We start from the raw sequence: 26,769 nt of genomic DNA, 5'->3' as shown, positions 1-26,769 counted from the left end.
CTTCGGTCGCGGCGGAGTATACCAAACCATTCGGGCTAATCAGCAAGGCCAAGTGATATCGGCCCATTTATAAGACCAAAGACGTACCCGCAATGTGGTCGGTTGTCGCATGCCTTGCACCTCGGCAGATGTGGTTTAGTCTCATTGGATCGAACGATGACCAATCACACCCGAAAGCGGAGTAGTGCAAGCATGGGATACCAGAAAATCAAGGTTCCGACCGACGGCGCCAAGATCACCGTCAATGCCGACCATTCGCTCAACGTGCCTGACAACCCGATCATTCCCTACATCGAGGGCGACGGGATTGGCGTCGATGTCTCGCCGGTAATGATCAAGGTGGTCGACGCCGCCGTGCAGAAAGCTTACGGCGGCAAACGCAAGATTGCCTGGATGGAGGTGTACGCCGGCGAGAAGGCCACGCAAGTCTACGACCAGGACACCTGGTTGCCCCAGGAAACCCTGGATGCCGTGCGGGATTACGTGGTGTCGATCAAGGGGCCGCTGACCACCCCGGTGGGCGGTGGCATCCGTTCGCTCAACGTGGCCCTGCGCCAGCAGCTGGACCTGTACGTGTGCCTGCGCCCGGTGCTGTGGTTCCAGGGCGTGCCGAGCCCGGTGAAAAAACCGGGCGATGTAGACATGGTGATCTTCCGCGAGAACTCCGAGGATATCTATGCCGGCATCGAGTGGAAGGCCGGCTCGCCCGAGGCGAACAAGGTGATCAAGTTCCTCAAGGAGGAAATGGGCGTCACCAAGATCCGTTTCGACCAGGACTGTGGCATTGGCGTCAAGCCGGTGTCCCGCGAGGGCACCAAGCGCCTGGTGCGCAAGGCCCTGCAGTATGTGGTGGACAACGACCGCGAATCGCTGACCCTGGTGCACAAGGGCAACATCATGAAGTTCACCGAAGGCGCCTTCAAGGACTGGGGCTACGAGGTGGCGCGTGACGAATTCGGTGCCGAACTGCTCGACGGCGGGCCATGGATGAAGTTCAAGAACCCGAAAAGCGGGCGCGAGGTCATCGTCAAGGACGCCATCGCTGATGCCATGCTGCAGCAGATCCTGCTGCGCCCGGCCGAGTACGATGTGATCGCCACCCTCAACCTCAACGGTGACTACCTGTCCGATGCCCTGGCAGCGGAGGTGGGCGGTATCGGCATCGCGCCGGGTGCCAACCTGTCCGACACCGTGGCCATGTTCGAGGCCACCCACGGCACCGCGCCCAAGTATGCAGGGCAGGACAAGGTCAACCCGGGCTCGGTGATCCTGTCGGCAGAGATGATGCTGCGCCACATGGGCTGGACCGAGGCGGCCGACCTGATCATCAAGGGCACCAACGGCGCGATTGCCGCCAAGACCGTGACCTACGACTTCGAGCGCCTGATGGACGGCGCCACGCTGGTGAGCAGTTCAGGCTTTGGCGATGAAATGATCAAGCACATGTAAGGCAATGAAAACCGGCCGCTTCTGTCAAGGAAGCGGCCGGTTTTTCGTTTGCCGGCAGGCGACGCGGCCGATCAGGCGTCGGCAGTGCTGCTGGTCTTCTGTGGGCTTACGGCAGTGGCAGCGCTCGCGCTGCTGATATTCACCGCATGCAGGCCTTTGGGGCCCTGGATGATCTCGAAGCTCACAGCCTGGCCGGCCTTGAGCGTCTTGTAACCGTCCATCTGGATGGCTGAATAATGAGCGAACAAGTCTTCGTCCTTGCCCTCTTCATTGATGAATCCGTAGCCCTTGGCATTGTTGAACCACTTGACTTTACCGCTTGCCATCCCTATGTCCCTCTGCAAAGGACTCCATCACTGGAGTATCATCCACTTCATCCGCATACGAACCTTGCGAAAAATCTGGTTGACTGCGCGGATCTTTATCGACCACGGTGGGTTCTTATTGGTTGTAACACCGTTTTGCCGATAGTCAAGGTCGCCCGGCGCCTGCCCTGGCCGTGCCCTTCGCAGTCAACCCACAACCTTAACCTGACGCTCATGATGAAATTCTTTCCATGCATGCACCTAGTGAGATTCGACTAACATTCAATCAGGATCGCCCGCAATCGAATGAGGACGACGGCTCAGGTCTTGCAGTTCAGGAAGCCAAGCCGATCCTGCAGGCGCCACCGATGTACAAGGTGGTTTTGTTCAACGATGACTACACGCCGATGGATTTCGTCGTCGAAGTGCTCGAGACGTTCTTCAATCTGAACCGCGAGCTGGCGACCAAGATCATGCTGACCGTCCATACCGAAGGGCGGGCAGTGTGCGGATTGTTTACCCGTGACATCGCCGAAACAAAGGCTATGCAGGTCAACCAATACGCCAGGGAAAGCCAGCATCCGCTACTCTGTGAAATCGAGAAGGACGGTTAATCGCCGACCACTTGGGTATGAGGTGAAGCTATGTTAAACCGCGAGCTCGAAGTCACCCTCAATCTTGCCTTCAAGGAGGCCCGTTCGAAGCGTCATGAGTTCATGACCGTCGAACATCTGCTGCTGGCACTCCTTGACAATGAGGCTGCCGCGACCGTTCTGCGCGCCTGTGGCGCCAATCTGGACAAACTCAAGCACGACCTGCAAGAGTTCATCGATTCCACCACACCCCTGATCCCGGTCAACGACGAAGATCGCGAAACCCAGCCGACCCTGGGCTTCCAGCGTGTACTGCAGCGTGCCGTGTTCCACGTGCAAAGCTCCGGCAAGCGTGAAGTCACTGGCGCCAACGTGCTGGTGGCGATCTTCAGCGAACAGGAAAGCCAGGCCGTGTTCCTGCTCAAGCAGCAGAGCGTGGCGCGCATCGATGTGGTCAACTATATCGCCCATGGCATCTCCAAGGTGCCGGGCCATGGTTCGCATTCCGAAAGCGACCAGGAAATGCAGGACGAAGAGGGCGGCGAGACCGCCTCTTCGAGCAACCCGCTGGATGCCTATGCCAGCAACCTGAACGAACTGGCCCGTGCCGGCCGTATCGACCCGCTGGTAGGTCGCGAGCAGGAAGTGGAGCGCGTGGCGCAAATCCTTGCCCGCCGGCGCAAGAACAACCCGCTGCTGGTGGGTGAGGCAGGCGTGGGCAAGACCGCCATTGCCGAAGGCCTGGCCAAGCGCATCGTCGATGGCCAGGTGCCCGATCTGCTGGCGCAGAGCGTGGTGTATTCCCTCGACCTCGGCGCACTGCTGGCTGGTACCAAATACCGTGGCGATTTCGAGAAGCGCTTCAAGGCGTTGCTCGGCGAGCTGCGCAAGCGCCCGCAGGCGATCCTGTTCATCGACGAAATCCACACCATCATTGGTGCCGGTGCGGCGTCTGGCGGGGTGATGGATGCGTCCAACCTGCTCAAGCCACTGCTGTCGTCCGGTGAGATCCGTTGCATCGGTTCGACTACTTTCCAGGAGTTTCGCGGCATCTTCGAGAAGGACCGTGCCCTGGCGCGGCGCTTCCAGAAGGTCGATGTCAGCGAGCCATCGGTCGAAGACACCGTGGGCATCCTGCGTGGCCTGAAAGGGCGCTTCGAAAGCCACCACAACATCGAGTACAGCGACGAAGCCTTGCGCGCCGCAGCTGAACTGGCCTCGCGCTACATCAATGACCGGCACATGCCGGACAAGGCCATTGACGTGATCGACGAAGCCGGGGCCTACCAGCGGCTACAGCCGGAGGCCAACCGCGTCAAGCGCATTGACGTACCGCAGGTCGAAGACATCGTCGCCAAGATCGCGCGGATTCCGCCGAAGCATGTCACCAGTTCCGACAAGGAGCTGCTGCGCAACCTCGAGCGTGACCTGAAGCTGACCGTATTTGGTCAGGACCAGGCGATCGATTCGCTGGCCACCGCCATCAAGCTGTCCCGCGCCGGCCTCAAGTCGCCGGACAAGCCCGTCGGTTCGTTCCTGTTCGCCGGCCCGACTGGCGTCGGCAAGACCGAAGCGGCGCGGCAGCTGGCCAAGGCGCTGGGCGTTGAATTGGTGCGCTTCGACATGTCCGAGTACATGGAGCGCCACACCGTGTCTCGCCTGATCGGTGCGCCTCCTGGCTATGTTGGCTTCGACCAGGGTGGCTTGCTGACCGAGGCGATCACCAAGCAACCGCACTGCGTATTGCTGCTCGACGAAATCGAGAAGGCCCACCCGGAAGTCTTCAACCTGCTGCTGCAGGTGATGGACCACGGCACCCTGACCGACAACAACGGGCGCAAGGCCGACTTCCGCAACGTGATCCTGATCATGACCACCAACGCTGGCGCAGAAACCGCCGCGCGGGCCTCGATCGGCTTCACCCATCAGGATCATGCGTCCGATGCCATGGAAGTCATCCGCAAGAGCTTCACGCCGGAGTTCCGCAACCGTCTGGACACCATCATCCAGTTCGGCCGCCTGAGCCACGAGACGATCAAGAGCATCGTCGACAAGTTCCTTATCGAACTGCAGGCGCAGCTGGAAGACAAGCGTGTGCTGCTGGAAGTCAGCGATGATGCGCGCGGCTGGCTGGCGGCTTCGGGCTACGACGTGCAGATGGGTGCGCGGCCGATGGCGCGGCTGATCCAGGACAAGATCAAGCGGCCGCTGGCCGAGGAGATCCTGTTTGGCGAACTGGCCGAGCATGGTGGCGTGGTGCACGTCGACCTGCGCGATGGCGAACTGGTGTTCGACTTCGAGACCACGGCTGAGGTTGCGTGACGGAGGGGTAGGGCTGTACCTGTGGGAGCGGCTTTAGCCGCGAACACCGGCGCAGCCGGTGCCATCCACCGCGTTGGGTTTTCGCGGGTAAACCCGCTCCCACAGGGCTGCAAAGCAGCCCCCTACAATCCTGAAGGCACAAAAAAGCCCGGCACATGGCCGGGCTTTTTCATGGCATGAGCTTAGCGCGCACGGTAGGTGATGCGGCCCTTGCTCAGGTCGTATGGCGTCAGTTCGACGCGGACCTTGTCGCCAGTGAGAATACGGATGTAGTTCTTGCGCATCTTTCCGGAGATGTGCGCGGTTACGACGTGCCCGTTTTCCAACTCCACGCGGAACATGGTGTTGGGCAGGGTGTCGACGACAGTACCTTCCATTTCGAAGCTGTCTTCTTTCGACATGCAGTAGAGCCCTCGGATCCAGTGTTGGCCCGACGCATAACCGCACCGGGCAAAAAAGTGGCGTGGATTATGCCCGAAAATTGTGTGTCAAGCCAATGCCTTTCAGTTGAGGGTGACCCAGCGCTGATTTATCAACAGTTCGATAGGCCGGTATTGCGTCTTGTAGTTCATTTTCTTGCAGTTCTTGATCCAGTAACCCAGGTAAACCGCCTCCAGGTCCTGGCGCAGGGCTTCGGTGATCTGCCAGAGGATGGCGAAGCGGCCCAGGCTGCGGCGTTCTTCGTCCGGCTCGTAGAAGGTATACACGGCCGACAGGCCGTTGGGCAGCAGGTCGCACACCGCTACCGCCATCAGGCGGCCTTCCAGGCGGAACTCGTAGAACCAGCAGAACGGCAGGTCGCGTACCAGAAACGTGGAAAACTGGTCGCGGCTGGGCGGGTACATGTCACCGTCGGCGTGGCGCGTTTCGATATAGCGCCGGTACAGCTCGAAGTACTCTTCCTTGAATGCCGGGCGTGCCGCGGTCACGGTCAGGTCGGCGTTGCGCTTGAGGATGCGCCGTTGCTGGCGGTTGGGTATGAAGCGCGCCGCCGGGATGCGTGCCGGGACGCAGGCATTGCAGTTCTGGCAATGCGGGCGGTACAGGTGGTCGCCACTGCGGCGGAAGCCCATTTCCGACAAGTCGGCGTACACGTGCACGTCCATCGGCTGGCTGGGGTCGAGGAACAGCGTGGTGGCCTGTTCGTCGGGCAGGTAGCTGCAGGAGTGGGGCTGAGTGGCATAGAACTTCAACCGCGCCAACTCTGTCATGATCAACCCCCTCGGTGAGACTTTGCTTTAAGTGTAAGCCAGCTATGGGAACTCGCCTAGGGAAGCCATGTGGCGCTGTTGGGCTGGTCGAGGTGGCGTGCCAGGTAGCCGGCGAACTCGGCGCGGCTGATGGCGTGGGCACCCAGGCTGTGCAGGTGGTTGGTCGGCATCTGGCAGTCGATGAGGACGAACCCGGCCTCGCGCAGGTGGTTGACCAGGGTCACGAAGCCGACCTTGGAGGCGTTGTCGGCGCGGCTGAACATCGATTCGCCGAAGAACAGCTGGCCTATGGCCAGGCCATAAAGGCCACCAACCAGTTCGCCGTCCTGGCGCACTTCCACTGAATGGGCGATGCCGCGTCGGTGCAGTTCGCAATAGGCGGCGCGCATGGTGTCGGTGATCCAGGTGCCGTCGGCGTAGTCGCGTGGCGCGGCGCAGGCGGCGATTACCGCCGGGAAGTCGGTGTCGAAGCTGACCTGGTAGCGGCCCTGGCGCATCAGCTTGGCCAGCGAGCGCGACACGTGCAGCTGGTCCGGAAGCAGCACCGTGCGCGGGTCGGGTGACCACCAGAGGATCGGCTGGCCATCCTGGTACCACGGGAAGCAGCCATGGCGATAGGCCTGCACCAGGCGCTCGGGGCTCAGGTCGCCGCCGGCGGCGAGCAGGCCGTTGGGTTCGTGCAGGGCCTTTTCCAGGGGTGGGAAGGTGAGCGAGTCGCGGGTCAGCCAGGTGAGCATGGTCTAGTGTGCGGTGGGGGAGGGGAGAGGTCAGCATGGCGCGGGTGAAAAGCAGGGTCAATCTCTTTGGCTTCTTCGCGGGTGAACCCGCTCCCACAGGTATTGCACAGGTGCTGAAGGCTGAGTGGGCTACTTGCGGGAGCGGGTTCACCCGCGAAGAGGCCAGCACAGGCGATCAAAATAGGCAATTTCCTACACATTCATGAAACCGCAGGCACCATCCGCTACATTTGCTGTCACACCTGTGCAAAAACACAGCATAAGCCTTTGTCACAGAAGACAATGCGTGCTCAAATTGCAGGTATACGAAAGTCGCCCCCACTCAAGCTCCTTACGGCGTGCCGTCATGGCAGTGGGCGGGCAGTAATGTTAAAAGTAGTGGTTCATTGGCCGCACCGTCGGCCGATCACTATTGGACGCGCAGCACGCGCAGGAATAGACGCGTTTTGAAGAAATCCACCGCAACTCCAGCTCCCTTGCCTGTCCCCCTGTGGCGGCAGCAGCTGCATTATCGCCTCAAGGAAGGTGCGTTGATCGCTGTCGGCGCCCTGTGCCTGTACCTGTGGATGGCGCTGCTGACCTACGATACGTCGGACCCGGGCTTCAGCCACACCAGCAACGTCGACCAGGTGCAGAACGCCGCCGGGCGTGCCGGCGCCTACTTCGCCGACATCCTGTTCATGGTGCTGGGGTATTTTGCCTACATCTTCCCGCTGCTGCTGGCGATAAAGACCTGGCAGATCTTCCGCGAACGGCACCAGCCCTGGGACTGGAGCGGCTGGCTGTTCTCCTGGCGGCTGATCGGCCTGGTGTTCCTGGTGCTGTCGGGTGCGGCGCTGGCGCATATCCATTTCCACCCGGCTGCGAGCATGCCGTTCTCCGCCGGTGGTGCACTGGGCGAGAGCCTCGGCGACCTGGCGCGCAACCTGCTGAACGTGCAGGGCAGCACGCTGATGTTCATTGCCCTGTTCCTGTTCGGCCTGACCGTGTTCACCGACCTGTCGTGGTTCAAGGTGATGGACCTGACCGGCAAGATCACCCTCGACCTGTTCGAACTGGTGCAGGGCGCTGCCAACCGCTGGTGGGAAGCACGCAACGAGCGCAAGCGCCTGGAGGCGCAACTGCGCGAGGACGAGCCGGTGGTGGTCAAGGCCGCACCGACGGCTGCCGACAAGCGCGAGCCGGCCAAGCCGGCGCTGCGCGAGCGTATCTTCAAACGTGAAGAGGCACCTGCCCAGCCGGTCGAGCCGCGTGAGCCGACCCTGTCACGCGAGCCTGTGGTGCCGCGCGAGTCGCTGGCAGCACGTGAGCCGATTATCTCCCGCGAGCAACCTGGCGCGGCCCCGATGATCGTGCCGCCGACACCCGCCAGGGCGCCGGAGCCGAGCAAGCGGGTGATGAAGGAGAAACAGGCGCCGCTGTTCGTCGACAGCGCGGTGGAAGGCACCTTGCCATCGATCTCCATCCTCGATCCGGCCGAACAGAAGAAGATCGAGTACTCGCCCGAATCCCTGGCCGGTGTTGGCCAGCTGCTGGAAATCAAGCTCAAGGAGTTCGGCGTGGAAGTGACGGTGGACTCGATCCATCCAGGCCCGGTGATTACCCGTTACGAAATCCAGCCAGCCGCCGGCGTGAAGGTCAGCCGCATCGCCAACCTGGCCAAGGACCTGGCGCGTTCGCTGGCGGTGACCAGTGTACGTGTGGTCGAAGTCATCCCCGGCAAGACCACCGTGGGTATCGAGATCCCCAACGAAAACCGGCAGATGGTGCGGTTCTCCGAAGTGCTGGCCACACCGCAGTACGACGAACAGAAATCGCCGGTCACCCTGGCCCTGGGCCATGACATCGGCGGCAAGCCGGTGATCACCGACCTGGCCAAGATGCCGCACCTGCTGGTGGCCGGTACCACCGGTTCCGGTAAGTCGGTGGGCGTGAACGCGATGATCCTGTCGATCCTGTTCAAGTCCAGCCCTGAAGACGCGCGGCTGATCATGATCGACCCGAAAATGCTCGAGCTGTCGATCTACGAAGGCATCCCGCACCTGCTGTGCCCGGTGGTTACCGACATGAAGGACGCTGCCAACGCCCTGCGCTGGAGCGTGGCCGAGATGGAGCGGCGCTACAAGCTGATGGCGGCCATGGGCGTGCGTAACCTGGCCGGCTTCAATCGCAAGGTCAAGGACGCCCAGGAAGCCGGCGAAATCATCCATGACCCGCTGTATCGCCGCGAGAGCATGGACGACGAGCCGCCTGCGCTGAAAACCCTGCCGACCATCGTGGTGGTGGTCGACGAATTTGCCGACATGATGATGATCGTCGGCAAGAAGGTCGAAGAGCTGATCGCCCGTATCGCCCAGAAGGCACGGGCGGCCGGTATCCACCTGATCCTCGCTACCCAGCGCCCGTCGGTGGATGTGATTACCGGCCTGATCAAGGCCAACATCCCGACCCGCATGGCGTTCCAGGTGTCGAGCAAGATCGACTCGCGGACCATCATCGACCAGGGTGGTGCCGAGCAGTTGCTGGGCCACGGTGACATGCTGTACATGCCGCCGGGCACCAGCCTGCCGATTCGTGTGCACGGCGCGTTCGTCTCCGACGACGAGGTGCACCGCGTGGTGGAAGCGTGGAAGCTGCGCGGCGCCCCGGACTACAACGACGACATCCTCAACGGCGTCGAGGAGGCCGGCAGCGGCTTCGAAGGCGGCGGCGGTGGTGGCGATGGCGAAGATTCGGAAAGCGACGCCCTGTATGATGAGGCCGTGCAGTTCGTGCTGGAAAGCCGCCGTGCGTCCATCTCGGCCGTGCAGCGCAAACTGAAGATCGGCTACAACCGCGCCGCCCGCATGATCGAAGCCATGGAAATGGCCGGCGTGGTCACCCCCATGAACAGCAACGGCTCGCGGGAAGTGATTGCCCCGGGCGGCCCGCGCGACTGACGAACACCCTGCCGGGCGCCAACGGTGGCGCCCGGCCTTTTCAATGCTCGATGAGGACTCCCATGCGCGCGATTCGCATGCTGTTGGTTTCTGCCCTGGCCGCGGCTTCTGTGTCGGCCACCCTATCGGCTCAGGCCGGTGAGCAAGACGTACAACGACTGACCCAATTGCTGGAAAAGTCGCAGACCATCGAGGCCAACTTTTCCCAGCTGACCCTGGACGCCGGCGGCACCAGCTTGCAGGAAACATCCGGCAAGATGACCGTCAAGCGCCCAGGCCTGTTCTACTGGCACACCGATGCGCCGCAGGAGCAGGTGGTGGTATCCGACGGCAAGAACGTCACCCTGTGGGACCCGGACCTGGAGCAGGCCACCATCAAGAAGCTCGACCAGCGCCTGAACCAGACCCCGGCGCTGTTGCTGTCCGGTGACGTGTCGAAGATCAGCCAGAGCTTCGACATCAGCTCGAAGGAGCAGGGCGAAGTGATGGACTTCACCCTCAAGCCGAAGACCAAGGACACCTTGTTCGACTCGCTGCGCGTGTCGTTCCGCAAGGGCCTGATCAACGACATGCAGCTGATCGACAGCGTCGGCCAGCGCACCAACATCCTGTTCAATGGCGTGAAAGCCAACCAGGCGGTGCCGGACAGCAAGTTCAAGTTCGACATCCCCAAAGGCGCGGACGTCATCAAGGAGTAACCAGAGCTCGCCATGGACCTGTTTCGAAGCGAACCCGTCGCCCAGCCCCTGGCCGCCCGCCTGCGCCCGTCCAACCTGGACGAGTACGTCGGCCAGGAGCACCTGCTGGCGCGCGGCAAACCGCTGCGCGAGGCGCTGGAGCAGGGGGCGCTGCACTCGATGATCTTCTGGGGGCCGCCGGGGGTGGGCAAGACCACCCTCGCGCGGCTGCTGGCGCAGTTCTGCGATGCGCACTTCGAAACGGTGTCGGCGGTGCTGGCTGGTGTGAAGGAGATTCGCCAGGCGGTCGAGGTGGCCAAGCAGCAGGCTGGCCAGTATGGCCGGCGTACCATCCTGTTCGTCGACGAAGTGCATCGCTTCAACAAGTCGCAGCAAGATGCCTTCCTGCCCTATGTCGAAGACGGCACCTTGCTGTTCATTGGCGCCACCACCGAAAACCCGTCGTTCGAGCTGAACAATGCACTGCTGTCGCGGGCACGGGTGTATGTGCTCAAGAGCCTGGACGAGGCGGCGCTGCGCAAACTGGTAAACCGTGCGCTGACTGAAGAGCGCGGCCTGGGCAAGCGCAACCTGCGGGTTGGCGATGACGCCTTCAAGATGTTGATGGCCGCCGCCGACGGCGATGGCCGGCGCATGCTCAACTTCCTGGAAAACGCCTCGGACCTGGCTGAAGACGGCAGCGAGATCGACGTCGAGATGCTGCAGAGCCTGCTCGGTGACAGCCGCCGCCGCTTCGACAAGGGTGGCGAGGCGTTCTACGACCAGATTTCCGCGCTGCACAAGTCGGTACGCGGCTCCAACCCCGATGGCGCCCTGTACTGGTTCGCGCGCATGCTGGATGGCGGCTGCGACCCGCTGTACATCGCCCGCCGCGTGGTGCGCATGGCCAGCGAAGACATCGGCAACGCCGACCCGCGCGCGCTCAGCCTGTGCCTGGCGGCCTGGGATGTGCAAGAGCGCCTGGGCAGCCCCGAGGGCGAGCTGGCGGTCGCTCAGGCCATTACCTACCTCGCCTGTGCACCGAAGAGCAATGCGGTGTACATGGGCTTCAAGACCGCCCTGCGCGAGGCTGCCGAACACGGCTCGCTGGAAGTGCCGCTGCATCTGCGCAACGCGCCGACCAAGCTGATGAAGCAGCTGGGCTATGGCGACGAGTACCGCTATGCCCATGACGAGCCCGACGCCTATGCCGCCGGCGAAGACTACTTCCCCGACCAGCTCGAGCCGCGCCAGTACTACCAGCCGGTGCCCCGTGGCCTGGAACTGAAGATTGGCGAGAAGCTGCGCCACCTGGCCGACCTTGACCGCAACAGCCCCCGCCAGCGGAGAAAACCGTGATTGCACTGATTGCCGCCGTCAGCACGGGTGGTATTGCCGGTACCTTGTTGCGCTTCGCTACCACCAATTGGGTGGCTGCCCACTGGCCACGGCACTTCTATCTCGGTACGCTGGCGGTCAACCTGGTCGGCTGCCTGCTGATCGGCCTGCTCTATGGCCTGTTCCTGCACAAGCCGGTCGTGCCGGTCGAACTGCGCGCCGGGCTGATCGTCGGCTTCCTCGGTGGCCTGACGACCTTTTCCTCCTTTTCGCTGGATACCGTACGCCTGCTGGAAAGCGGGCAAGTGCCTCTGGCTTTGGGCTACACCGGTATCAGCGTGGTGGGCGGGCTGCTCGCGACCTGGGCCGGCCTGTGCCTGACCCGATTCTGAACCAACACCTACACATAACGAGAGAACGATATGCTCGATTCCAAACTGTTACGCGGCCAACTTCAGGAAGTGGCGGATCGCCTGGCCTCCCGTGGCTTCAGCCTGGATGTCGCGCGCATCGAATCACTGGAAGAGCGCCGCAAGGCGGTGCAAACCCGCACCGAGCAGCTGCAGGCCGAGCGTAACGCCCGTTCCAAGTCCATCGGCCAGGCCAAGGCCAAGGGCGAGGACATTGCGCCGCTGATGGCCGACGTTGAGCGCATGGCCAACGAACTGGCTGCTGGCAAGGCCGAACTGGACGGCATCCAGGCCGAACTGGATGGCATCCTGCTGACCATCCCCAACCTGCCGGACGCCAGCGTACCGGTCGGCGCCAGCGAAGAGGACAACGTCGAAGTGCGCCGTTGGGGCACACCGAAGGCCTTCGACTTCGAAATCAAGGACCATGTCGCCCTCGGCGAAGTCAGCGGTGGCCTGGACTTCGAAGCGGCCGCCAAGCTGTCTGGCGCCCGCTTTGCCGTGCTGCGTGGCCCGATCGCCCGCCTGCACCGCGCCCTGGCGCAGTTCATGATCAACCTGCATACCGGCGAGCACGGCTACGAGGAGCACTACACCCCGTACCTGGTGCAGGCCCCGGCTCTGCAGGGCACCGGCCAGTTGCCGAAGTTCGAGGAAGACCTGTTCAAGATCAGCCGCGAAGGCGAGGCCGACTTCTACCTGATCCCGACCGCCGAAGTGTCGCTGACCAACCTGGTGGCCGGTGAAATCCTCGACGCCAAACAGTTGCCTCTGAAGCTGGTTGCCCATACCCCGTGCTTCCGCAGCGAAGCCGGTGCTTCCGGCCGTGACACCCGCGGCATGATCCGCCAGCACCAGTTCGACAAGGTCGAGATGGTGCAGGTAGTCGAGCCGTCCAAGTCGATGGAAGCCCTGGAGGGCCTGACTGCCAACGCCGAACGCGTGCTGCAGTTGCTGGAGCTGCCGTATCGCGTGCTGGCCCTGTGCACCGGCGACATGGGCTTTGGTGCCGTGAAGACCTATGACCTGGAAGTGTGGGTGCCAAGCCAGGACAAGTACCGCGAAATCAGCTCGTGCTCCAACTGCGGCGACTTCCAGGCGCGTCGCATGCAGGCCCGCTGGCGCAACCCGGAAACCGGCAAGCCAGAGCTGGTGCACACCCTCAACGGCTCCGGCCTGGCCGTAGGCCGTACCTTGGTTGCCGTACTGGAAAACTACCAGCAGGCCGACGGTTCGATCCGTGTGCCGGAAGTGCTGAAGCCTTACATGGGCGGCGTCGAGGTTATCCGCTAAATGGATTACCTGCCGCTGTTCCACAAGCTGCAGGGCGGCCGCGTGCTGGTCGTTGGCGGCGGTGAGATTGCCTTGCGCAAGGCGCGCCTGCTGGCCGATGCCGGCGCCGCGCTGCGCGTGGTGGCCCCGGATGTCGACGGCCAGTTGGCCGCGCTGGCCCGGGAAGGTGGCGGCGAGGTGCTGGTGCGCGGCTATCAGGCTGCCGACCTGGTCGGTTGTCGTCTGGTGATCGCCGCCACTGACGACCCTGGGCTCAATGCCCAGGTGTCGGCGGATGCGCAGGCCCTTAGCCTGCCGGTGAACGTGGTGGATGCGCCGGCGCTGTGCACGGTGATCTTCCCGGCGATCGTCGACCGTTCGCCGTTGGTGGTTGCGGTGTCCAGTGGCGGTGATGCACCGGTGCTGGCGCGCTTGATTCGCGCCAAGCTGGAGGCCTGGATCCCGTCCGCCTACGGCGAGCTGGCCGGCCTGGCCGCGCGCTTTCGCGACAAGGTCAAGGGCTTGTACCCGGACGTCAACCAGCGCCGTGGCTTCTGGGAAACCGTGTTTCAGGGGCCGATTGCCGAGCGCCAGCTGGCCGGGCAAGGCGCCGAGGCCGAGCGCCTGTTGCAGGCCATGGTCGACGGTGCACCGGTGCAGCAGGGTGGTGAGGTGTACCTGGTGGGTGCGGGCCCGGGCGATCCGGACTTGCTGACCTTCCGTGCCTTGCGCCTGATGCAGCAGGCTGACGTGGTGCTGTACGACCGCCTGGTAGCACCGGCGATCATCGAGATGTGTCGTCGCGATGCCGAGCGCATCTACGTGGGCAAGCGTCGCGCCGACCATGCAGTGCCTCAGGACCAGATCAACCGCCTGCTGGTCGATCTGGCCCGGCAGGGCAAGCGTGTGTTGCGCCTGAAAGGCGGCGACCCGTTCATCTTCGGCCGGGGCGGCGAAGAGATCGAAGAGCTGGCCGAGCAGGGCATCCCTTTCCAGGTGGTGCCGGGCATTACCGCGGCCAGTGGGTGTTCCGCCTATGGTGGGATTCCGCTGACGCACCGTGACTATGCCCAGTCGGTCCGCTTCGTGACCGGGCACCTTAAGGATGGTACCAGCAACCTGCCCTGGAATGACCTGGTGGCACCGGCACAGACCTTGGTGTTCTACATGGGCCTGGTAGGGTTGCCGACCATCTGTGCCGAGCTGATTCGCCATGGCCGCGCGGCCAACACCCCGGCTGCGTTGGTGCAACAGGGGACGACGCGTAATCAGCGCGTGTTTACCGGTACCCTGGCCGACTTGCCGGAGCTGGTGGCCCAGCATGAAGTGCACGCACCGACCCTGGTGATTGTTGGGGAAGTGGTGCAGTTGCGTGACAAGCTGGCCTGGTTCGAAGGTTCGCAGATCAGCTGAAATCGTTGGGGCCGCGTTGCGGCCCATCGCGACACAAGGCCGCTCCTACAGGAAACAGCGATGCCCTGTAGGAGCGGCCTTGTGTCGCGATGGGCTGCAAAGCAGCCCCTGCAGTCTCAAACCTGCCAGATCCCCTTGCCCGTCAACCGCTCCCGATCATGTGCCAGGCCAAAGTCCTGCAAAGGCCCTTTAGGCACGATCCCGTTCGGGTTGATGGTCTTGTGGCTCATGTAGTAGTGCTTCTGGATATGTTCCATGTCCACTGTGCCCGCCACCCCCGGCCACTGGTATAGCTCACGCAGCCAGTTCGACAGGTTGTGATAATCGCTCAGGCGACGCAGGTTGCACTTGAAGTGCCCGTGGTACACCGCATCGAAGCGCACCAGGGTGGTGAACAGGCGCACATCGGCCTCGGTCAGGTATTCCCCGGCCAGGTAGCGATTGCGGCTCAGCAGGTCTTCCAAGTAGTCCAGTTCGTTGAACACTTCGTCAAACGCAGCCTCGTAGGCGTCCTGCGTAGTGGCAAAGCCTGCGCGATACACGCCGTTGTTCACCGCCGGATAGATGCGCCCGTTCAGCGCTTCGATGGTCGGGCGCAGCGGCTCTGGGTAGAGGTCCAGCGTGTTGCCGGTCAGTTCGTTGAACGCGCTGTTGAAGATGCGGATGATCTCCGACGACTCGTTGTTGACGATGCGTTTCTCTTTCTTGTCCCACAGCACTGGTACGGTTACACGGCCGGTGTAGTGAGGGTCATCCTGGGTATAGCGCTGATGCAGGTACTGCAGCGCGTCGAGGTGGTCGCCGCTAGAGCCTTGCTGCTGGTCGAAAGTCCAGCCATGGTCTTGCATCAGCCAGCTGACCACCGACACGTCGATCAATGGCTCCAGGCCCTTGAGGGCGCGGAAGATCAGGGTGCGGTGCGCCCATGGGCAGGCCAGCGAGACGTACAGGTGGTAACGGCCAGCTTCGGGAGCAGGCAGCTGATTGCGACGTTGGGCATTCTCGCGTTTGAACGTGCCGTCCTTGCCGTTTTCATACCACTGGTCATGCCAGCGGCCGTCGATCAAAAGGCCCATGGTGAGCTCCTCGGAACAAAGTTGTTTGTCGTTGGAGCCCAGTCTAGGGAAAAACGTTCGAATAACTAGCGCAAAGACTGCGCTCTTGCTATCTACTTATTCGATTGGTTGCGTGCACCCCAGTAACCACGTGCCGTGGCGAAAGCCTGCTCGCGGTCCTGGCCCAGGCCGCGCAGGGCCAGGGCGATGGTCGCGACCACAGCCATTTCACCGTAGCTGTCCTCGGCCTCGCCGCGCCAGACCGCCAGCAATTGCTGCGGCTCCAGGCTTGGCGGTTTCACGTGGCGGCGTTCGCTCAGCGCTGGCCATTCCTCGTCCCAGGTTTCACCGGTGGTGGTGCCGTACAGATGGCTGATGACATCGGGGTTGACCTCGATCTCGCCGCCATCACCCTTGATTACCACGGCATGGTCGCCCAGCAGGCGGCTGGCCTCGCGGTGCACTGCCTGGTAACCGGGGTGGAAGATGCTTTGCAGGCCACAGCGCGCAGCCAGCGGGTTGAGTACCCGGGCCAGCGAATGGATGGGCGAACGCAGGCCCAGGGTATTGCGCAGGTCGATCATGCGCTGCAACTGCGGCGCCCAGTCCTGCAGCGGGAAGAAGGCAAGGCGCTGCTCGTCCAGGGCGCGGCTGACCGCAGCCCAGTCACGGCACAGCGGAATTTCCAGCAAGGACAGAAGCTGCTCGGTGTACATGCGACCGGCAGTGTGTGCACCGCCACCGTGCATCAAGGTGCGCACGCCATTGTCGGCCAGGCATTTGGCAGCCAGCAGGTACCACGGCAGGTGGCGCTTCTTGCCGGCATAGGTGGGCCAGTCCAGGTCAACGGCGATGTGAGGCGCCTGCAAGTGGGCGCGCACGGCCTCGGTGAAGCCGGCCAGTTCTTCGGCGCTTTCTTCCTTGTGCCGCAGCAGCATGAGAAAGGCACCAAGCTGGGCATCTTCGACTTTGCCTTCCAGCAGCAGGGTCATGGCCGTACGGGCTTCTTCACGGGTCAGGCCACGCGCGCCGCGCTTGCCTTTGCCAAGGATGCGCACGAACTCGGCGAATGGGTGTTCGGCTGGGGTTTCCAGGGTAAGCGGGAGAGGTTCTGTCATATGCAGTTGGTCGGCTTGGGCAGGCCTGCCAGCTTGGCGGCCAGTTTGGCGGGAGTGCCGTTGAACAGGCGGTTGAGGTGCGGGCTGTTGCCCTTGTCAGGCCCCAGTTTGAGGGCTGTGTACTTGATCAGCGGGCGCGTGGCCGGGGACAGCTGGTATTCCTGGTAGAACTGGCGCAGCAGTTCGAGGATTTCCCAGTGGTCCGCCGTCAGCGGGATGCCCTCGCGCTCGGCCAAAGCCTCGGCGGCGGCATGCGACCAGTCTTGCAGGTCGACCAGGAAGCCGTCCTTGTCCAGGGCGATCGCCTGATCGCCAACGTTGAGGGTATTCATAGCCAGCTGTTGACCTTGTCGTAATGCAGCGACAGTTCGACGAACCCGGAGTAGTCCACGGCCTTGGCCAGTTCGTTGTCGGCGGCGCGGGCCTGCACGTCTTCTTCCAGGGCGAACAGGCGCTGGGCCAGGCCGGCGGCTTGCAGCTGGCGGTGCGGTTCGCTGCCGCTGCGCAGGGCATACACCGCATCGCCGCACAGCAGCAGGGCATCGTCGGCACCGAGCAGGCGCAGGCAGCTGGCCAGGCGCTCGTCGCCAAATGGGGAGTGGGCAATTACATGCAAGGTCGTCATCAGAGCGTTACCACCTGGTCGAAACGGGCGATCAGTGCGGCCAGGGCCGCATCGTCCAGCACTTGCACAGGCAGCGCCAGGTTGTCGGCTGCCAGGCCGCGGCGAGTGAGGCTGTGGCTGCAGGCGAACAGTTCCTCGACGCCGAACATTGGTAGCGCCTGCAAGTTGGCGGCCAGGTTCTTCTGTTGCACAGCGGTGGGCTGCTGGTCCGCAGCGAGCTGGAACACCCCGTCGTCGAGGAACAGCATGCCCAGCGGCAGATCGAACGCGCCGCCCGCCAGGGCGATGTCCAATGCTTCGCGGGCCGATGGGCCGTTCCAGGGCGCTTGACGGCTGATGATCAACAAGGATTTGGTCATTTCAGTCGCCTCCAAAGCAGACAAGGCGATCGGCAACCTGCGCCGCCTCATGCAACTGGCCAAGCCCCGACAGTTCCCAAGGCTTGGGCAGGTTCACGGCCGGGCGCTGGTGGCGGTTGGCCTCGGCCTCGTCGAGCACGCCGCGGCGCAGGGCGGCGGCGATGCACACCACTGCGTCCAGTTGGTTGGTCTCGATGAAGGCACGCCATTGGCCGGCCACATCCAGCTCATCCTGGGGGGCGACCACGTTGGCCGAGGCACTGTGTACCCCGTCCTGATAGAAGAACAGCCGGGCAATCTCATGCCCGCCGGCCAGTACCGCCTCGGCGTAGCGCAGGGCGCGCCGCGAGGAGGGCGCATGGGCCGGGGAGAACACCGCGATAGCGAATTTCATGGGTAACTCATGCAAAAGGAATGGTGCCATGATAAAGCAAAAAAGCCCGCGCCCGCTTATGCATGGCGGGGCGGGCTTTCTGTAAAGCATCTGTCTCCAGGCTCAAGCCTGTTCCTTGCTCTCCGGCAGGAACCAGTTCAACACCAGGGCACAGATTCCTCCAGTAGCCACGCCCGACTCCAGCACATTGCGAATCGCCGCCGGCATATGCGCCAGGAACTCCGGCACCTGCGCCACGCCCAGGCCCAAGGCCAGGGACACAGCGATGATCAGCAGGGCACGACGGTCCAGGCGAGTGCTGGCCAGGATATTGATCCCCGAAGCCGCAACCGCTCCGAACATGACCATGGCCGCACCACCCAGTACCGGTTCCGGCACCGCTTGAATCACCCCGGCAACGCTCGGGAACAGCCCCAGCAGCACCAGCATCACGGCAATCCACATTCCGATATGGCGGCTGGCGATCCCGGTCAGCTGAATTACGCCATTGTTCTGGGCAAAGATCGAGCTTGGGAAGGTGTTGAACAAGCCGGCCAGCAGCGAGTTGGCCCCATTGACCAACACACCGCCCTTGATCCGCTGCATCCACACAGGCCCCTCGACCGGCTGGCGCGACACTTTGCTGGTGGCGGTAACGTCACCGATGGCTTCCAGCGAAGTTACCAGGTAGATCACCAGCATCGGGATGAACAGTGCCCAGGAAAAGCTCAGGCCGAAGTGCAGCGGCGTGGGCACCTGGAACAGCGCGGCTTCATGCATGCCGGTGAAATCCAGGCGGCCCAGGTAGCCGGCCAGCGCATAGCCGACCGCCAGGGCGATAACGATGGCGCAGCTGCGCATCCACACCACCGGGATACGGTTGAGGATGACGATGATCGCCAGCACCACGCCCGACAGCAGCAGGTTCTCGCCATTGGCGAAGGTGCCATTGGCCATGGCGCCGAAACCACCGCCCATGCTGATCAGCCCGACCTTGATAAGGGTCAGGCCGATCATCAGCACCACGATGCCAGTTACCAGCGGGGTAATCAGGCGTTTGACGAAGGGCAGGATGCGCGACACGCCCATCTCGACGAACGAGCCGGCGATTACCACGCCAAAGATGGCCGCCATCACGCCTTCTACCGGCGTACCTTGCTTGACCATCAGCGCCCCGCCGGCAATCAGCGGGCCGACGAAGTTGAAGCTGGTGCCCTGGACGATCAGCAGCCCGGCACCGAACGGCCCGAAGCGTTTGCACTGGACGAAGGTGGCAATACCCGAAATGACCAGCGACATGGAGACGATCAGGTTGGTATCCCGTGCCGAAACACCCAGCGCCTGGCAAATCAGCAGGCCAGGGGTGACGATCGGCACGATGATCGCCAGCAGGTGCTGCAGCGCTGCCAGCAGGCCGATCAACAGCCGTGGCTTGTCCTCCAGACCAAGCACCAGTTCATTGGTAGGCGCCGCCGCGCCTGGGCTGTGTTCGTGTGAGCTCATTGCGAAAAGCTGCCCCGGAGAAAAAAGGAGCGCATTCTACGGGGTGATGGCGAATTGGGGTAGAGAAAAGCACGATGGCGGCATGATCGACGACCATTTGCCCGTTTATCTGACTTCATGGTCAGTTATTGGTACTGTTTGTTCAAGCCTGAAACCTGCGCGGACCCTGTGGGAGCGGGTTCTCCCGCGAAGAAACCAATGCGGTGCCTGGCACCGGCTGCGCCGGTGTTCGCGGGTAAACCCGCTCCCACAAAAAAAGCCCGCCGAAGCGGGCTTTCTATTGCAGCATTCAATCAGTCATCACGACCCATGATGCCAAACAGCTGCAGCAGGCTGACAAACAGGTTGTAGATCGACACATACAGGCTGATGGTCGCCATGATGTAGTTACGCTCGCCACCGTGAATGATCGCGCTGGTCTGGAACAGGATGCAGACCGACGAGAACAGCACGAAGCCAGCGCTGATCGCCAGTTGCAGGCCGCTGATCTGGAAGAAGAAGCTGGCCACGACAGCGCCCAGCAGGACAAAGAAGCCCGCAGTGATGAAGCCGCTGAGGAAGCTCATGTCCTTGCGAGTGATCAGCACATAAGCCGACAGGCCACCGAAGACCAGAGCAGTCATGGCAAATGCCGAGCTGACCACCTCGGCGCCACCGGCCATGCCCAGGTAGCGGTTGAGGATAGGGCCGAGGATGAAGCCCATGAAACCGGTGAGGGCAAAGGTGGACACCAGTCCCCAGGCCGAATCACGAAGCTTGTTGGTAAGGAAGAACAGCCCGTAGAAGCCGATCAGCACCACGAACACGTTCGGGTAGCCGACGCGCATCTGCTGGGCCACGAAGGCCATGACACCGCTGAAGGCGAGGGTGAGCGCCAGCAGGCTGTACGTGTTGCGCAGGACCTTGCTGATCTCCTGCTGCTCGACCTGCTGGCCGTGGTGTACGGCGTAATCCTGTTCGCGCATGGCGACACTCCTTGGTAAACCTGTGGTTTTCAGACGTTCAGATGCTAGGAGTCTATCAGAGCTGCCGCAACCCGCGACACAGAGAGTTTGACAGCTTGTTTCATTACGGTATTATGGCGGCCGCAAAACGAGCTGGAAGCGTGGCCGAGTGGTTTAAGGCAACGGTCTTGAAAACCGTCGATGGGCAACTATCCTAGAGTTCGAATCTCTACGCTTCCGCCATCATTCCTCATTAAAGCCCTGATTTATTCAGGGCTTTTTTGTTTCTTGGGCCTGCTCCTTCACCCGGGAGCAAGCCTTTGGCCTCCCTCGTGAGGTAGATGGACGAGCAGGTTGAAGCGAGTTGCGCGCTCGACCAGCGTTCCAATCGCAGAATGGGTTCAGTGCGATAAGCTTGCCGCTCGTTCACGTTTACAGGCTTTCGCGTCTGACTGTAATAGCCCGACAAATTTGCTTCCACACCAACCCGCATAAATTCATTGTCCGGTAACCGGTCTGTAGACGACTGAGTCTATCCGGGTGATCTACCGTTGCCCCATTACGATAACTGTACGTGTCGGTTCCCGTCGGATTGTTGATGGGTTCTCATGACCGGCGTGCAATTTTACATGCGCCAATATTTTGCACTCGGTACGAGCCAATATCTTGTCGCGTCATAATGGTTGTATAACTTACGTAGATGGCCGAGCAGCCTCGAACTGGCTCTGAAAAGCAACGGGTCGCTGCTGAACACCTCGTGATTCCAGACCATCGGCTGGCCTGAACAAGTTTGGGCCTGTTTCAGAACCTGACACTTAGTGCAGGCTTTGCACAGGCACGGAACGGGTAAGGCCAACCGGAATAAAGGAAACGAGTAACACTCGCATTTTTGCGGCTACTATCAATTTCCCGAATTTCGAGCAGCATGCTTGAAAGTGCAGGTAGAAGCAAAAAATGTAGCCTTTAATACCAAAATGTCATTAGGCCATTATTTGTTTTGTTGCATATTATTGAGTAAGTGGGATCGATAGCGGTGTTATATAAAAGTTGAATTTAAAAGACTGATAGTTGACGCCAAAAAAACAAGCACCAATAAAAATAAACCATCCTTGTAGCCAGCCGACAACACTCGAAGCATGGCCGAACATGGAAGCCAATCGCACACGTTACCCGGGAGAGCCGCCTTGAGCATCGCCATAGTCAAAAGTGTTGTTGGCCAGGTAATCGCCATTTCCCCAGAGGGCACCCAGCGTGTGCTTGTGGAAGGGGATCGAGTGTTCGCGGGTGAACAGATCCAGACCGGCCCCGGTGGCGCGGTGAGCTTGGAACTGGCCGATGGACGCATCCTCGATCTGGGGCGCGATACCCAGTGGAGCGCCGATGCTCCAGATAGCGTGGCCGACCTGAGCGCAGCCAGTGCGCAGGCCGCACCCTCCGTCGACGAGTTGCAACAAGCCATCGCCGCCGGTGCTGACCCGACAACCGCGCTCGAAGCGACCGCAGCAGGCCCAACGGGGGCAGGTGCGAACCCTGGTGGCATCGGGGGCGGCCACTCGTTTGTGATGCTTGACGCAGTGGGCGGGTCGGTTGCCCCCACCATTGGTTTCCCCACCGGGCCACTTGGCGTTGCTGTTGAACCGACTCGGGAATTCGTCGGCAATTCGACACCGGTACAGCAGGTACCTGAGGTACAACCCGAGCCTCAGCCCATTGCGGCCACGCTGACCCTGAGCAGCACCAATGTGCAGGAAGGGGGCCTGACCAGTATTACCGGTACCCTGAGCCAGCCGGCAGGCAAGGATTTCACGGTGACCCTGAGCAATGGCCAGACCTTGTCGTTCAAAGCAGGTGAAACGGTCGCAACGACCGGTGAGTTCACTGCCCAGAGCGATGATGTGTTCCGGGACGGTGAAATCCAGAACATCACCGTCACCAATGCCGGCGATCATGGCTTTGGCAGCCTCAATACCGGTGCAACTTCTATCCTCACTGTGACCGATACTGTCGACACCGTGAGGGCCGAGCTGAGTATCTCACCGAATCCGGCAGTGGAAGGGCAGGCGGTGACTTACACCATTACCCTGACCGGTCCTGCCGGTGCCGATTTGACTCAACACGGTGGTCTGTCCATCACCCTGAGCAACGGCGAGGTGATCAACATCCCTGCGGGCCAGATCAGCGCTTCGCAAACCGCCAACCTGGCGAACGACGTCTATATCGGCAGTAGTGCTCCGAGTATCGCCATCAACAGCATCACCGAGCAAGGTACAGGCAAGCAGGTCTTTGAAAACCTGATCAAAGGCGACCCGGTGACCCTGCAGATCACCGATGAGCCGGGCACGCCAGGCAACCCTGGCACTCCAGGCACGCCGAATGGTGGCGATGCAGTGACGCTGACCCTGACCGGCAACGCGGTGCAGGAAGGGGGGCAGACCACCATAACCGGTACTCTAAGCCACCCGGCCGGCCAAGCCTTCACCGTCACCCTGAGCAACGGCCAGACCCTGAGCTTTGCCAAGGACGCCACCATCGCGACCACCGCACCGTTTGTGGCGCAGAGCGATGACGTGTTCAAGGATGGCGAAACCCAGACCGTCAGCGTGACAAATGCGGGCAACCACAACTTCGAAAACCTGAACACCAGCGCCACCACGGCCCTCACGGTCACCGATACCATCAACACCGTGAAGGCCGAGCTGAGCATTTCGCCGAACCCGGCAGTGGAAGGCCAGGCGGTGACCTACACCATCACCCTGACCGGTCCTGCCGGTGCCGACCTGAGTCAGCACGGTGGTCTGTCCATCACCCTGAGCAACGGCGAGGTGATCAACATCCCTGCGGGCCAGGTCAGTGGCTCGCAGTCGGGCGTCCTGGCGGACAACGTCTATGTCGGCAACAGTGCCCCAGGCATCGCCATCTCCGGGATCACCGAGCAAGGCACGGGCAAGCAGGTCTTTGAAAACCTGATCAAAGGCGACCCGGTGACCCTGCAGATCACCGACGAGCCGGGCACCCCCGGCAACCCTGGCACTCCAGGCACACCGAATGGCGGCGATGAAGTGACGCTGACCCTGACGGGCAACACCGTGCAGGAAGGCAACACCACGACCATCACCGGTACCCTGAGCCACCCGGCAGGCCCAGCGTTCACCGTAACCCTGAGCAACGGCCAGACCCTGACCTTTGCGGAGGGCGCGCATACCGCGACCACCGCACCGTTCGTGGCGCAGAGCGATGACGTGTTCAAGGACGGCGAAACCCAGACCATCATCGTGACCGATGCCGGTAGCCACAACTTCGAAAACCTGAACACCAGCGCCACCACGACGATTACCGTGAGCGACACCGTCGACACCGTGAAGGCCGAGCTGAGCATTTCGCCGAACCCGGCGATGGAAGGCCAGGCAGTGACTTACACCATCACCCTGACCGGCCCGGCCGGCGCCGACCTGACCCAGCACGGCGGCCTGGATATCGAGCTGAGCAACGGTAAGGTGGTCCACATCGCAGCCGGGCAGATCAGTGGCTCGCAGTCGGGTGTTCTGGCGGACAACGTCTATGTCGGCAACAGTGCCCCAAGCATCGCCATCTCCGGGATCACCGAGCAAGGCACGGGCAAACAGGTCTTTGAAAACCTGGTCAAAGGCGACCCGGTGACCCTGCAGATCACCGACGAGCCGGGCACCCCCGGCAATCCTGGCGCCCCGGGCACATCGAATGGCGGCGATGCAGTGACGCTGACCCTGACGGGCAATGCCGTGCAGGAAGGGGGGCAGACCACTATTACCGGCACCCTGAGCCACCCAGCGGGCCAGGCCTTCACCGTCACCCTGAGCAACGGCCAGACCCTGATCTTCGCTAAGGACGCTACCACCGCGACCACCGCACCGTTCGTGGCGCAGAGCGATGACGTGTTCAAGGACGGCGAAACCCAGGCCATCAGCGTGACGAATGCGGGCAACCACAACTTCGAAAACCTGAACACCAGCGCTACCACGACCGTCACCGTGAGCGATACCGTCGACACTGTGAAGGCCGAGCTGAGCATCTCGCCGAACCCGGCAGTGGAAGGCCAGGCGGTGACCTACACCATCACCCTGACCGGTCCTGCCGGTGCCGACCTGAGTCAGCACGGTGGTCTGTCCATCGCGCTGAGCAACGGCGAGGTGATCAACATCCCTGCAGGCCAGATCAGCGCTTCGCAAACCGCCAACCTGGCGAACGACGTCTATGTGGGCAGCAGTGCTGCGAGCATTGCTATCTCCGGCATCACCGAGCAAGGCACAGGCAAACAGGTCTTTGAAAACCTGGTCAAAGGCGATCCGGTGATACTGGAGATCACCGACGAGCCGGGCACCCCTGGTAACCCGGGCGCTCCAGGCACTCCGAATGGAGGTGACGAAGTTACGCTGACCCTCACCGGCAACGCCGTGCTGGAAGGCAACACCACAACCATCACCGGTACCCTGAGTCACCCAGCGGGCCAGGCCTTCACCGTCACCTTGAGCAACGGCCAGACCTTGAGCTTCACCAAGGACGCCACCACCGCGACCACCGCACCGTTCGTGGCGCAGAGCGATGACGTGTTCAAGGACGGCGAAACCCAGACCATCAGCGTGACGAATGCGGGCAACCACAACTTCGAAAACCTGAACACCAGCGCCACTACGGCCCTCACGGTCACCGATACCATCAACACCGTGAAGGCCGAGCTGAGCATTTCGCCGAACCCGGCAGTGGAAGGGCAGGCGGTGACCTACACCATCACCCTGACCGGTCCTGCCGGTGCCGACCTGAGTCAGCACGGTGGTTTGTCCATCACTCTGAGCAACGGCGAGGTGATCAACATCCCTGCGGGCCAGGTCAGCGCTTCGCAAACCGCTAACCTGGCGGACGACGTCTATGTGGGCAGCAGTGCCCCGAGCATCGCCATCAACGGGATCACCGAGCAAGGCACGGGCAAACAGGTCTTCGAGAATCTGGTCAAAGGCGACCCGGTGACTCTGCAGATCACCGACGAGCCGGGCACCCCCGGCAATCCTGGCGCCCCGGGCACACCGAATGGCGGCGATGCAGTGACGCTGACCCTGACCGGCAATGCCGTGCAGGAAGGGGGGCAGACCACTATTACCGGTACCCTGAGCCACCCAGCGGGCCAGGCCTTCACCGTCACCCTGAGCAACGGTCAGACCTTGACCTTCGCCAAGGACGCCACCACTGCGACCACCGCACCGTTCGTGGCGCAGAGCGATGACGTCTTCAAGGACGGCGAAACCCAGGCCATCAGCGTGACGAATGCGGGCAACCACAACTTCGAAAACCTGAACACCAGCGCCACTACGGCCCTCACGGTCACCGATACCATCAACACCGTGAAGGCCGAGCTGAGCATTTCGCCGAACCCGGCAGTGGAAGGGCAGGCGGTGACCTACACCATCACCCTGACCGGTCCTGCCGGTGCCGACCTGAGTCAGCACGGTGGTTTGTCCATCACTCTGAGCAACGGCGAGGTGATCAACATCCCTGCAGGCCAGATCAGCGCTTCGCAAACCGCCAACCTGGCGAACGACGTCTATGTGGGCAGCAGTGCTGCGAGCATTGCTATCTCCGGCATCACCGAGCAAGGCACAGGCAAACAGGTCTTTGAAAACCTGGTCAAAGGCGATCCGGTGATACTGGAGATCACCGACGAGCCGGGCACCCCTGGTAACCCGGGCGCTCCAGGCACTCCGAATGGAGGTGACGAAGTTACGCTGACCCTCACCGGCAACGCCGTGCTGGAAGGCAACACCACAACCATCACCGGTACCCTGAGTCACCCAGCGGGCCAGGCCTTCACCGTCACCCTGAGCAACGGCCAGACCCTGAGCTTCGCCAAGGATGCCACCACTGCGACCACCGCACCGTTCGTGGCGCAGAGCGATGACGTCTTCAAGGACGGCGAAACCCAGACCATCAGCGTGACGAACGCGGGCAACCACAACTTCGAAAACCTGAATACCAGCGCTACCACGACCGTCACCGTGAGCGATACCGTCGACACTGTGAAGGCCGAGCTGAGCATCTCGCCGAACCCGGCAGTGGAAGGCCAGGCGGTGACCTACACCATCACCCTGACCGGTCCTG

At 62.1% G+C, this 26,769-nt stretch carries 22 protein-coding genes and 1 tRNA gene; 11 read left to right on the top strand and 12 right to left on the bottom strand.

All coding sequences use genetic code 11. The features are described from left to right. The first annotated feature begins 192 nt into the window (after positions 1 to 192). Positions 193 to 1,449 carry an NADP-dependent isocitrate dehydrogenase gene (icd, locus tag J5M58_RS12970; protein ID WP_015270970.1) on the top strand — a complete coding sequence of 419 codons (1,257 nt, stop codon included), beginning with the start codon at positions 193 to 195 and terminating at the stop codon, positions 1,447 to 1,449. A 71-nt stretch (positions 1,450 to 1,520) separates the two neighbouring features. Here icd and cspD read toward each other — a convergent pair whose 3' ends face one another. Further along, entirely contained in the window at positions 1,521 to 1,775 is a 255-nt protein-coding gene (cspD, locus tag J5M58_RS12965; protein WP_112252833.1) for a cold shock domain-containing protein CspD, read from the bottom strand. A gap of 230 nt (positions 1,776 to 2,005) precedes the next feature. On the opposite strand from cspD, the gene clpS reads away from it, so the two are divergent. Together clpS and clpA are read left to right on the top strand one after the other, a co-directional pair. Further along, positions 2,006 to 2,368 (top strand): ATP-dependent Clp protease adapter ClpS, encoded by a 363-nt coding sequence (clpS, locus tag J5M58_RS12960; protein WP_013973290.1) that lies wholly within the window; start codon positions 2,006 to 2,008, stop codon positions 2,366 to 2,368. Between the two features lie 30 nt (positions 2,369 to 2,398). After that, the gene (gene clpA, locus J5M58_RS12955; RefSeq protein WP_112252832.1) at positions 2,399 to 4,669 is read left to right on the top strand and encodes an ATP-dependent Clp protease ATP-binding subunit ClpA; all 2,271 of its coding nucleotides are present in this window, start codon (positions 2,399 to 2,401) and stop codon (positions 4,667 to 4,669) included. 182 nt (positions 4,670 to 4,851) lie between these two features. Here clpA and infA read toward each other — a convergent pair whose 3' ends face one another. The 3 genes from infA to aat all read right to left on the bottom strand — a co-directional run bounded on the left by infA (position 4,852) and on the right by aat (position 6,617). Next, a complete protein-coding gene (gene infA / locus J5M58_RS12950) occupies positions 4,852 to 5,070 on the bottom strand; it encodes a translation initiation factor IF-1 (protein ID WP_002553999.1) in 219 nt (72 codons plus the stop codon). A 102-nt stretch (positions 5,071 to 5,172) separates the two neighbouring features. Beyond that, positions 5,173 to 5,880: an arginyltransferase gene (locus J5M58_RS12945; protein ID WP_013973288.1), complete on the bottom strand. Its 708-nt coding sequence runs from the start codon at positions 5,878 to 5,880 to the stop codon at positions 5,173 to 5,175. 56 nt (positions 5,881 to 5,936) lie between these two features. Beyond that, positions 5,937 to 6,617 (bottom strand): leucyl/phenylalanyl-tRNA--protein transferase, encoded by a 681-nt coding sequence (gene aat / locus J5M58_RS12940; RefSeq protein ID WP_207878315.1) that lies wholly within the window; start codon positions 6,615 to 6,617, stop codon positions 5,937 to 5,939. A 446-nt stretch (positions 6,618 to 7,063) separates the two neighbouring features. Between aat and J5M58_RS12935 the strand changes: the two genes are divergently transcribed. From J5M58_RS12935 to cysG, 6 genes are all read left to right on the top strand, one after another. Continuing rightward, on the top strand, positions 7,064 to 9,556 hold the full coding sequence (locus J5M58_RS12935; RefSeq protein ID WP_181457358.1) for a DNA translocase FtsK: 2,493 nt from the start codon (positions 7,064 to 7,066) through the stop codon (positions 9,554 to 9,556). A gap of 62 nt (positions 9,557 to 9,618) precedes the next feature. Further along, positions 9,619 to 10,254 carry an outer membrane lipoprotein chaperone LolA gene (gene lolA / locus J5M58_RS12930; protein ID WP_112252829.1) on the top strand — a complete coding sequence of 212 codons (636 nt, stop codon included), beginning with the start codon at positions 9,619 to 9,621 and terminating at the stop codon, positions 10,252 to 10,254. A gap of 12 nt (positions 10,255 to 10,266) precedes the next feature. Next, a complete protein-coding gene (locus tag J5M58_RS12925; RefSeq protein WP_112252828.1) occupies positions 10,267 to 11,592 on the top strand; it encodes a replication-associated recombination protein A in 1,326 nt (441 codons plus the stop codon). Next, positions 11,589 to 11,963, top strand: a complete 375-nt coding sequence (gene crcB / locus J5M58_RS12920; protein ID WP_112252827.1) for a fluoride efflux transporter CrcB — start codon at positions 11,589 to 11,591, stop codon at positions 11,961 to 11,963. The genes J5M58_RS12925 and crcB overlap by 4 nt, the downstream gene beginning before the upstream one ends. Positions 11,964 to 11,993: 30 nt before the next feature. Next, a complete protein-coding gene (gene serS, locus J5M58_RS12915) occupies positions 11,994 to 13,274 on the top strand; it encodes a serine--tRNA ligase (RefSeq protein ID WP_112252826.1) in 1,281 nt (426 codons plus the stop codon). Then, positions 13,275 to 14,666 carry a siroheme synthase CysG gene (gene cysG, locus J5M58_RS12910; protein ID WP_207878313.1) on the top strand — a complete coding sequence of 464 codons (1,392 nt, stop codon included), beginning with the start codon at positions 13,275 to 13,277 and terminating at the stop codon, positions 14,664 to 14,666. A gap of 116 nt (positions 14,667 to 14,782) precedes the next feature. Here cysG and J5M58_RS12905 read toward each other — a convergent pair whose 3' ends face one another. The 8 genes from J5M58_RS12905 to J5M58_RS12870 all read right to left on the bottom strand — a co-directional run bounded on the left by J5M58_RS12905 (position 14,783) and on the right by J5M58_RS12870 (position 20,664). Further along, positions 14,783 to 15,742 (bottom strand): glutathione S-transferase family protein, encoded by a 960-nt coding sequence (locus tag J5M58_RS12905; RefSeq protein WP_207878311.1) that lies wholly within the window; start codon positions 15,740 to 15,742, stop codon positions 14,783 to 14,785. A gap of 92 nt (positions 15,743 to 15,834) precedes the next feature. Further along, a complete protein-coding gene (locus tag J5M58_RS12900) occupies positions 15,835 to 16,839 on the bottom strand; it encodes a glycosyl transferase family protein (protein ID WP_207878309.1) in 1,005 nt (334 codons plus the stop codon). Then, a complete protein-coding gene (locus J5M58_RS12895) occupies positions 16,836 to 17,171 on the bottom strand; it encodes a TusE/DsrC/DsvC family sulfur relay protein (protein WP_112252822.1) in 336 nt (111 codons plus the stop codon). Before J5M58_RS12895 ends, J5M58_RS12900 begins: the two co-directional genes overlap by 4 nt. Then, positions 17,168 to 17,464, bottom strand: a complete 297-nt coding sequence (gene tusB / locus J5M58_RS12890) for a sulfurtransferase complex subunit TusB (RefSeq protein ID WP_112252821.1) — start codon at positions 17,462 to 17,464, stop codon at positions 17,168 to 17,170. Before tusB ends, J5M58_RS12895 begins: the two co-directional genes overlap by 4 nt. Beyond that, the gene (tusC, locus tag J5M58_RS12885) at positions 17,464 to 17,823 is read right to left on the bottom strand and encodes a sulfurtransferase complex subunit TusC (protein WP_112252820.1); all 360 of its coding nucleotides are present in this window, start codon (positions 17,821 to 17,823) and stop codon (positions 17,464 to 17,466) included. Before tusC ends, tusB begins: the two co-directional genes overlap by 1 nt. 1 nt (position 17,824) lies before the next feature. Then, entirely contained in the window at positions 17,825 to 18,217 is a 393-nt protein-coding gene (tusD, locus tag J5M58_RS12880; protein WP_112252819.1) for a sulfurtransferase complex subunit TusD, read from the bottom strand. A gap of 102 nt (positions 18,218 to 18,319) precedes the next feature. Further along, positions 18,320 to 19,699, bottom strand: coding sequence for a nucleobase:cation symporter-2 family protein (locus J5M58_RS12875; protein WP_112252818.1), 1,380 nt, complete (start codon positions 19,697 to 19,699; stop codon positions 18,320 to 18,322). A gap of 293 nt (positions 19,700 to 19,992) precedes the next feature. Then, the gene (locus tag J5M58_RS12870) at positions 19,993 to 20,664 is read right to left on the bottom strand and encodes a Bax inhibitor-1/YccA family protein (protein ID WP_003251184.1); all 672 of its coding nucleotides are present in this window, start codon (positions 20,662 to 20,664) and stop codon (positions 19,993 to 19,995) included. A gap of 134 nt (positions 20,665 to 20,798) precedes the next feature. Here J5M58_RS12870 and J5M58_RS12865 point away from each other — a divergent pair. Together J5M58_RS12865 and J5M58_RS12860 are read left to right on the top strand one after the other, a co-directional pair. Beyond that, positions 20,799 to 20,886 (top strand) — tRNA-Ser (locus tag J5M58_RS12865). A 941-nt stretch (positions 20,887 to 21,827) separates the two neighbouring features. Further along, on the top strand, positions 21,828 to 26,769 hold a 4,942-nt coding region (locus tag J5M58_RS12860), incomplete at its 3' end, for a retention module-containing protein (protein ID WP_207878307.1).

Source organism: Pseudomonas sp. 32_A, from assembly GCF_017490905.1.
GTDB classification, from domain to species: domain Bacteria; phylum Pseudomonadota; class Gammaproteobacteria; order Pseudomonadales; family Pseudomonadaceae; genus Aquipseudomonas; species Aquipseudomonas inefficax.
Note: the sequence above shows the minus strand (reverse complement) of the source record. Positions and strands in the feature narration are given on the sequence as shown.

Bases quoted from the DNA above. Each gene is read 5' to 3' on its own strand.
- icd (WP_015270970.1), top strand. From the start codon at position 193: ATGGGATACCAGAAAATCAAGGTTCCGACCGACGGCGCCAAGATCACC.
- cspD (WP_112252833.1), bottom strand. From the start codon at position 1,775: ATGGCAAGCGGTAAAGTCAAGTGGTTCAACAATGCCAAGGGCTACGGA.
- clpS (WP_013973290.1), top strand. From the start codon at position 2,006: ATGCATGCACCTAGTGAGATTCGACTAACATTCAATCAGGATCGCCCG.
- clpA (WP_112252832.1), top strand. From the start codon at position 2,399: ATGTTAAACCGCGAGCTCGAAGTCACCCTCAATCTTGCCTTCAAGGAG.
- infA (WP_002553999.1), bottom strand. From the start codon at position 5,070: ATGTCGAAAGAAGACAGCTTCGAAATGGAAGGTACTGTCGTCGACACC.
- J5M58_RS12945 (WP_013973288.1), bottom strand. From the start codon at position 5,880: ATGACAGAGTTGGCGCGGTTGAAGTTCTATGCCACTCAGCCCCACTCC.
- aat (WP_207878315.1), bottom strand. From the start codon at position 6,617: ATGCTCACCTGGCTGACCCGCGACTCGCTCACCTTCCCACCCCTGGAA.
- lolA (WP_112252829.1), top strand. From the start codon at position 9,619: ATGCGCGCGATTCGCATGCTGTTGGTTTCTGCCCTGGCCGCGGCTTCT.
- J5M58_RS12925 (WP_112252828.1), top strand. From the start codon at position 10,267: ATGGACCTGTTTCGAAGCGAACCCGTCGCCCAGCCCCTGGCCGCCCGC.
- serS (WP_112252826.1), top strand. From the start codon at position 11,994: ATGCTCGATTCCAAACTGTTACGCGGCCAACTTCAGGAAGTGGCGGAT.
- cysG (WP_207878313.1), top strand. From the start codon at position 13,275: ATGGATTACCTGCCGCTGTTCCACAAGCTGCAGGGCGGCCGCGTGCTG.
- J5M58_RS12905 (WP_207878311.1), bottom strand. From the start codon at position 15,742: ATGGGCCTTTTGATCGACGGCCGCTGGCATGACCAGTGGTATGAAAAC.
- J5M58_RS12900 (WP_207878309.1), bottom strand. From the start codon at position 16,839: ATGACAGAACCTCTCCCGCTTACCCTGGAAACCCCAGCCGAACACCCA.
- J5M58_RS12895 (WP_112252822.1), bottom strand. From the start codon at position 17,171: ATGAATACCCTCAACGTTGGCGATCAGGCGATCGCCCTGGACAAGGAC.
- tusB (WP_112252821.1), bottom strand. From the start codon at position 17,464: ATGACGACCTTGCATGTAATTGCCCACTCCCCATTTGGCGACGAGCGC.
- tusC (WP_112252820.1), bottom strand. From the start codon at position 17,823: ATGACCAAATCCTTGTTGATCATCAGCCGTCAAGCGCCCTGGAACGGC.
- tusD (WP_112252819.1), bottom strand. From the start codon at position 18,217: ATGAAATTCGCTATCGCGGTGTTCTCCCCGGCCCATGCGCCCTCCTCG.
- J5M58_RS12875 (WP_112252818.1), bottom strand. From the start codon at position 19,699: ATGAGCTCACACGAACACAGCCCAGGCGCGGCGGCGCCTACCAATGAA.
- J5M58_RS12870 (WP_003251184.1), bottom strand. From the start codon at position 20,664: ATGCGCGAACAGGATTACGCCGTACACCACGGCCAGCAGGTCGAGCAG.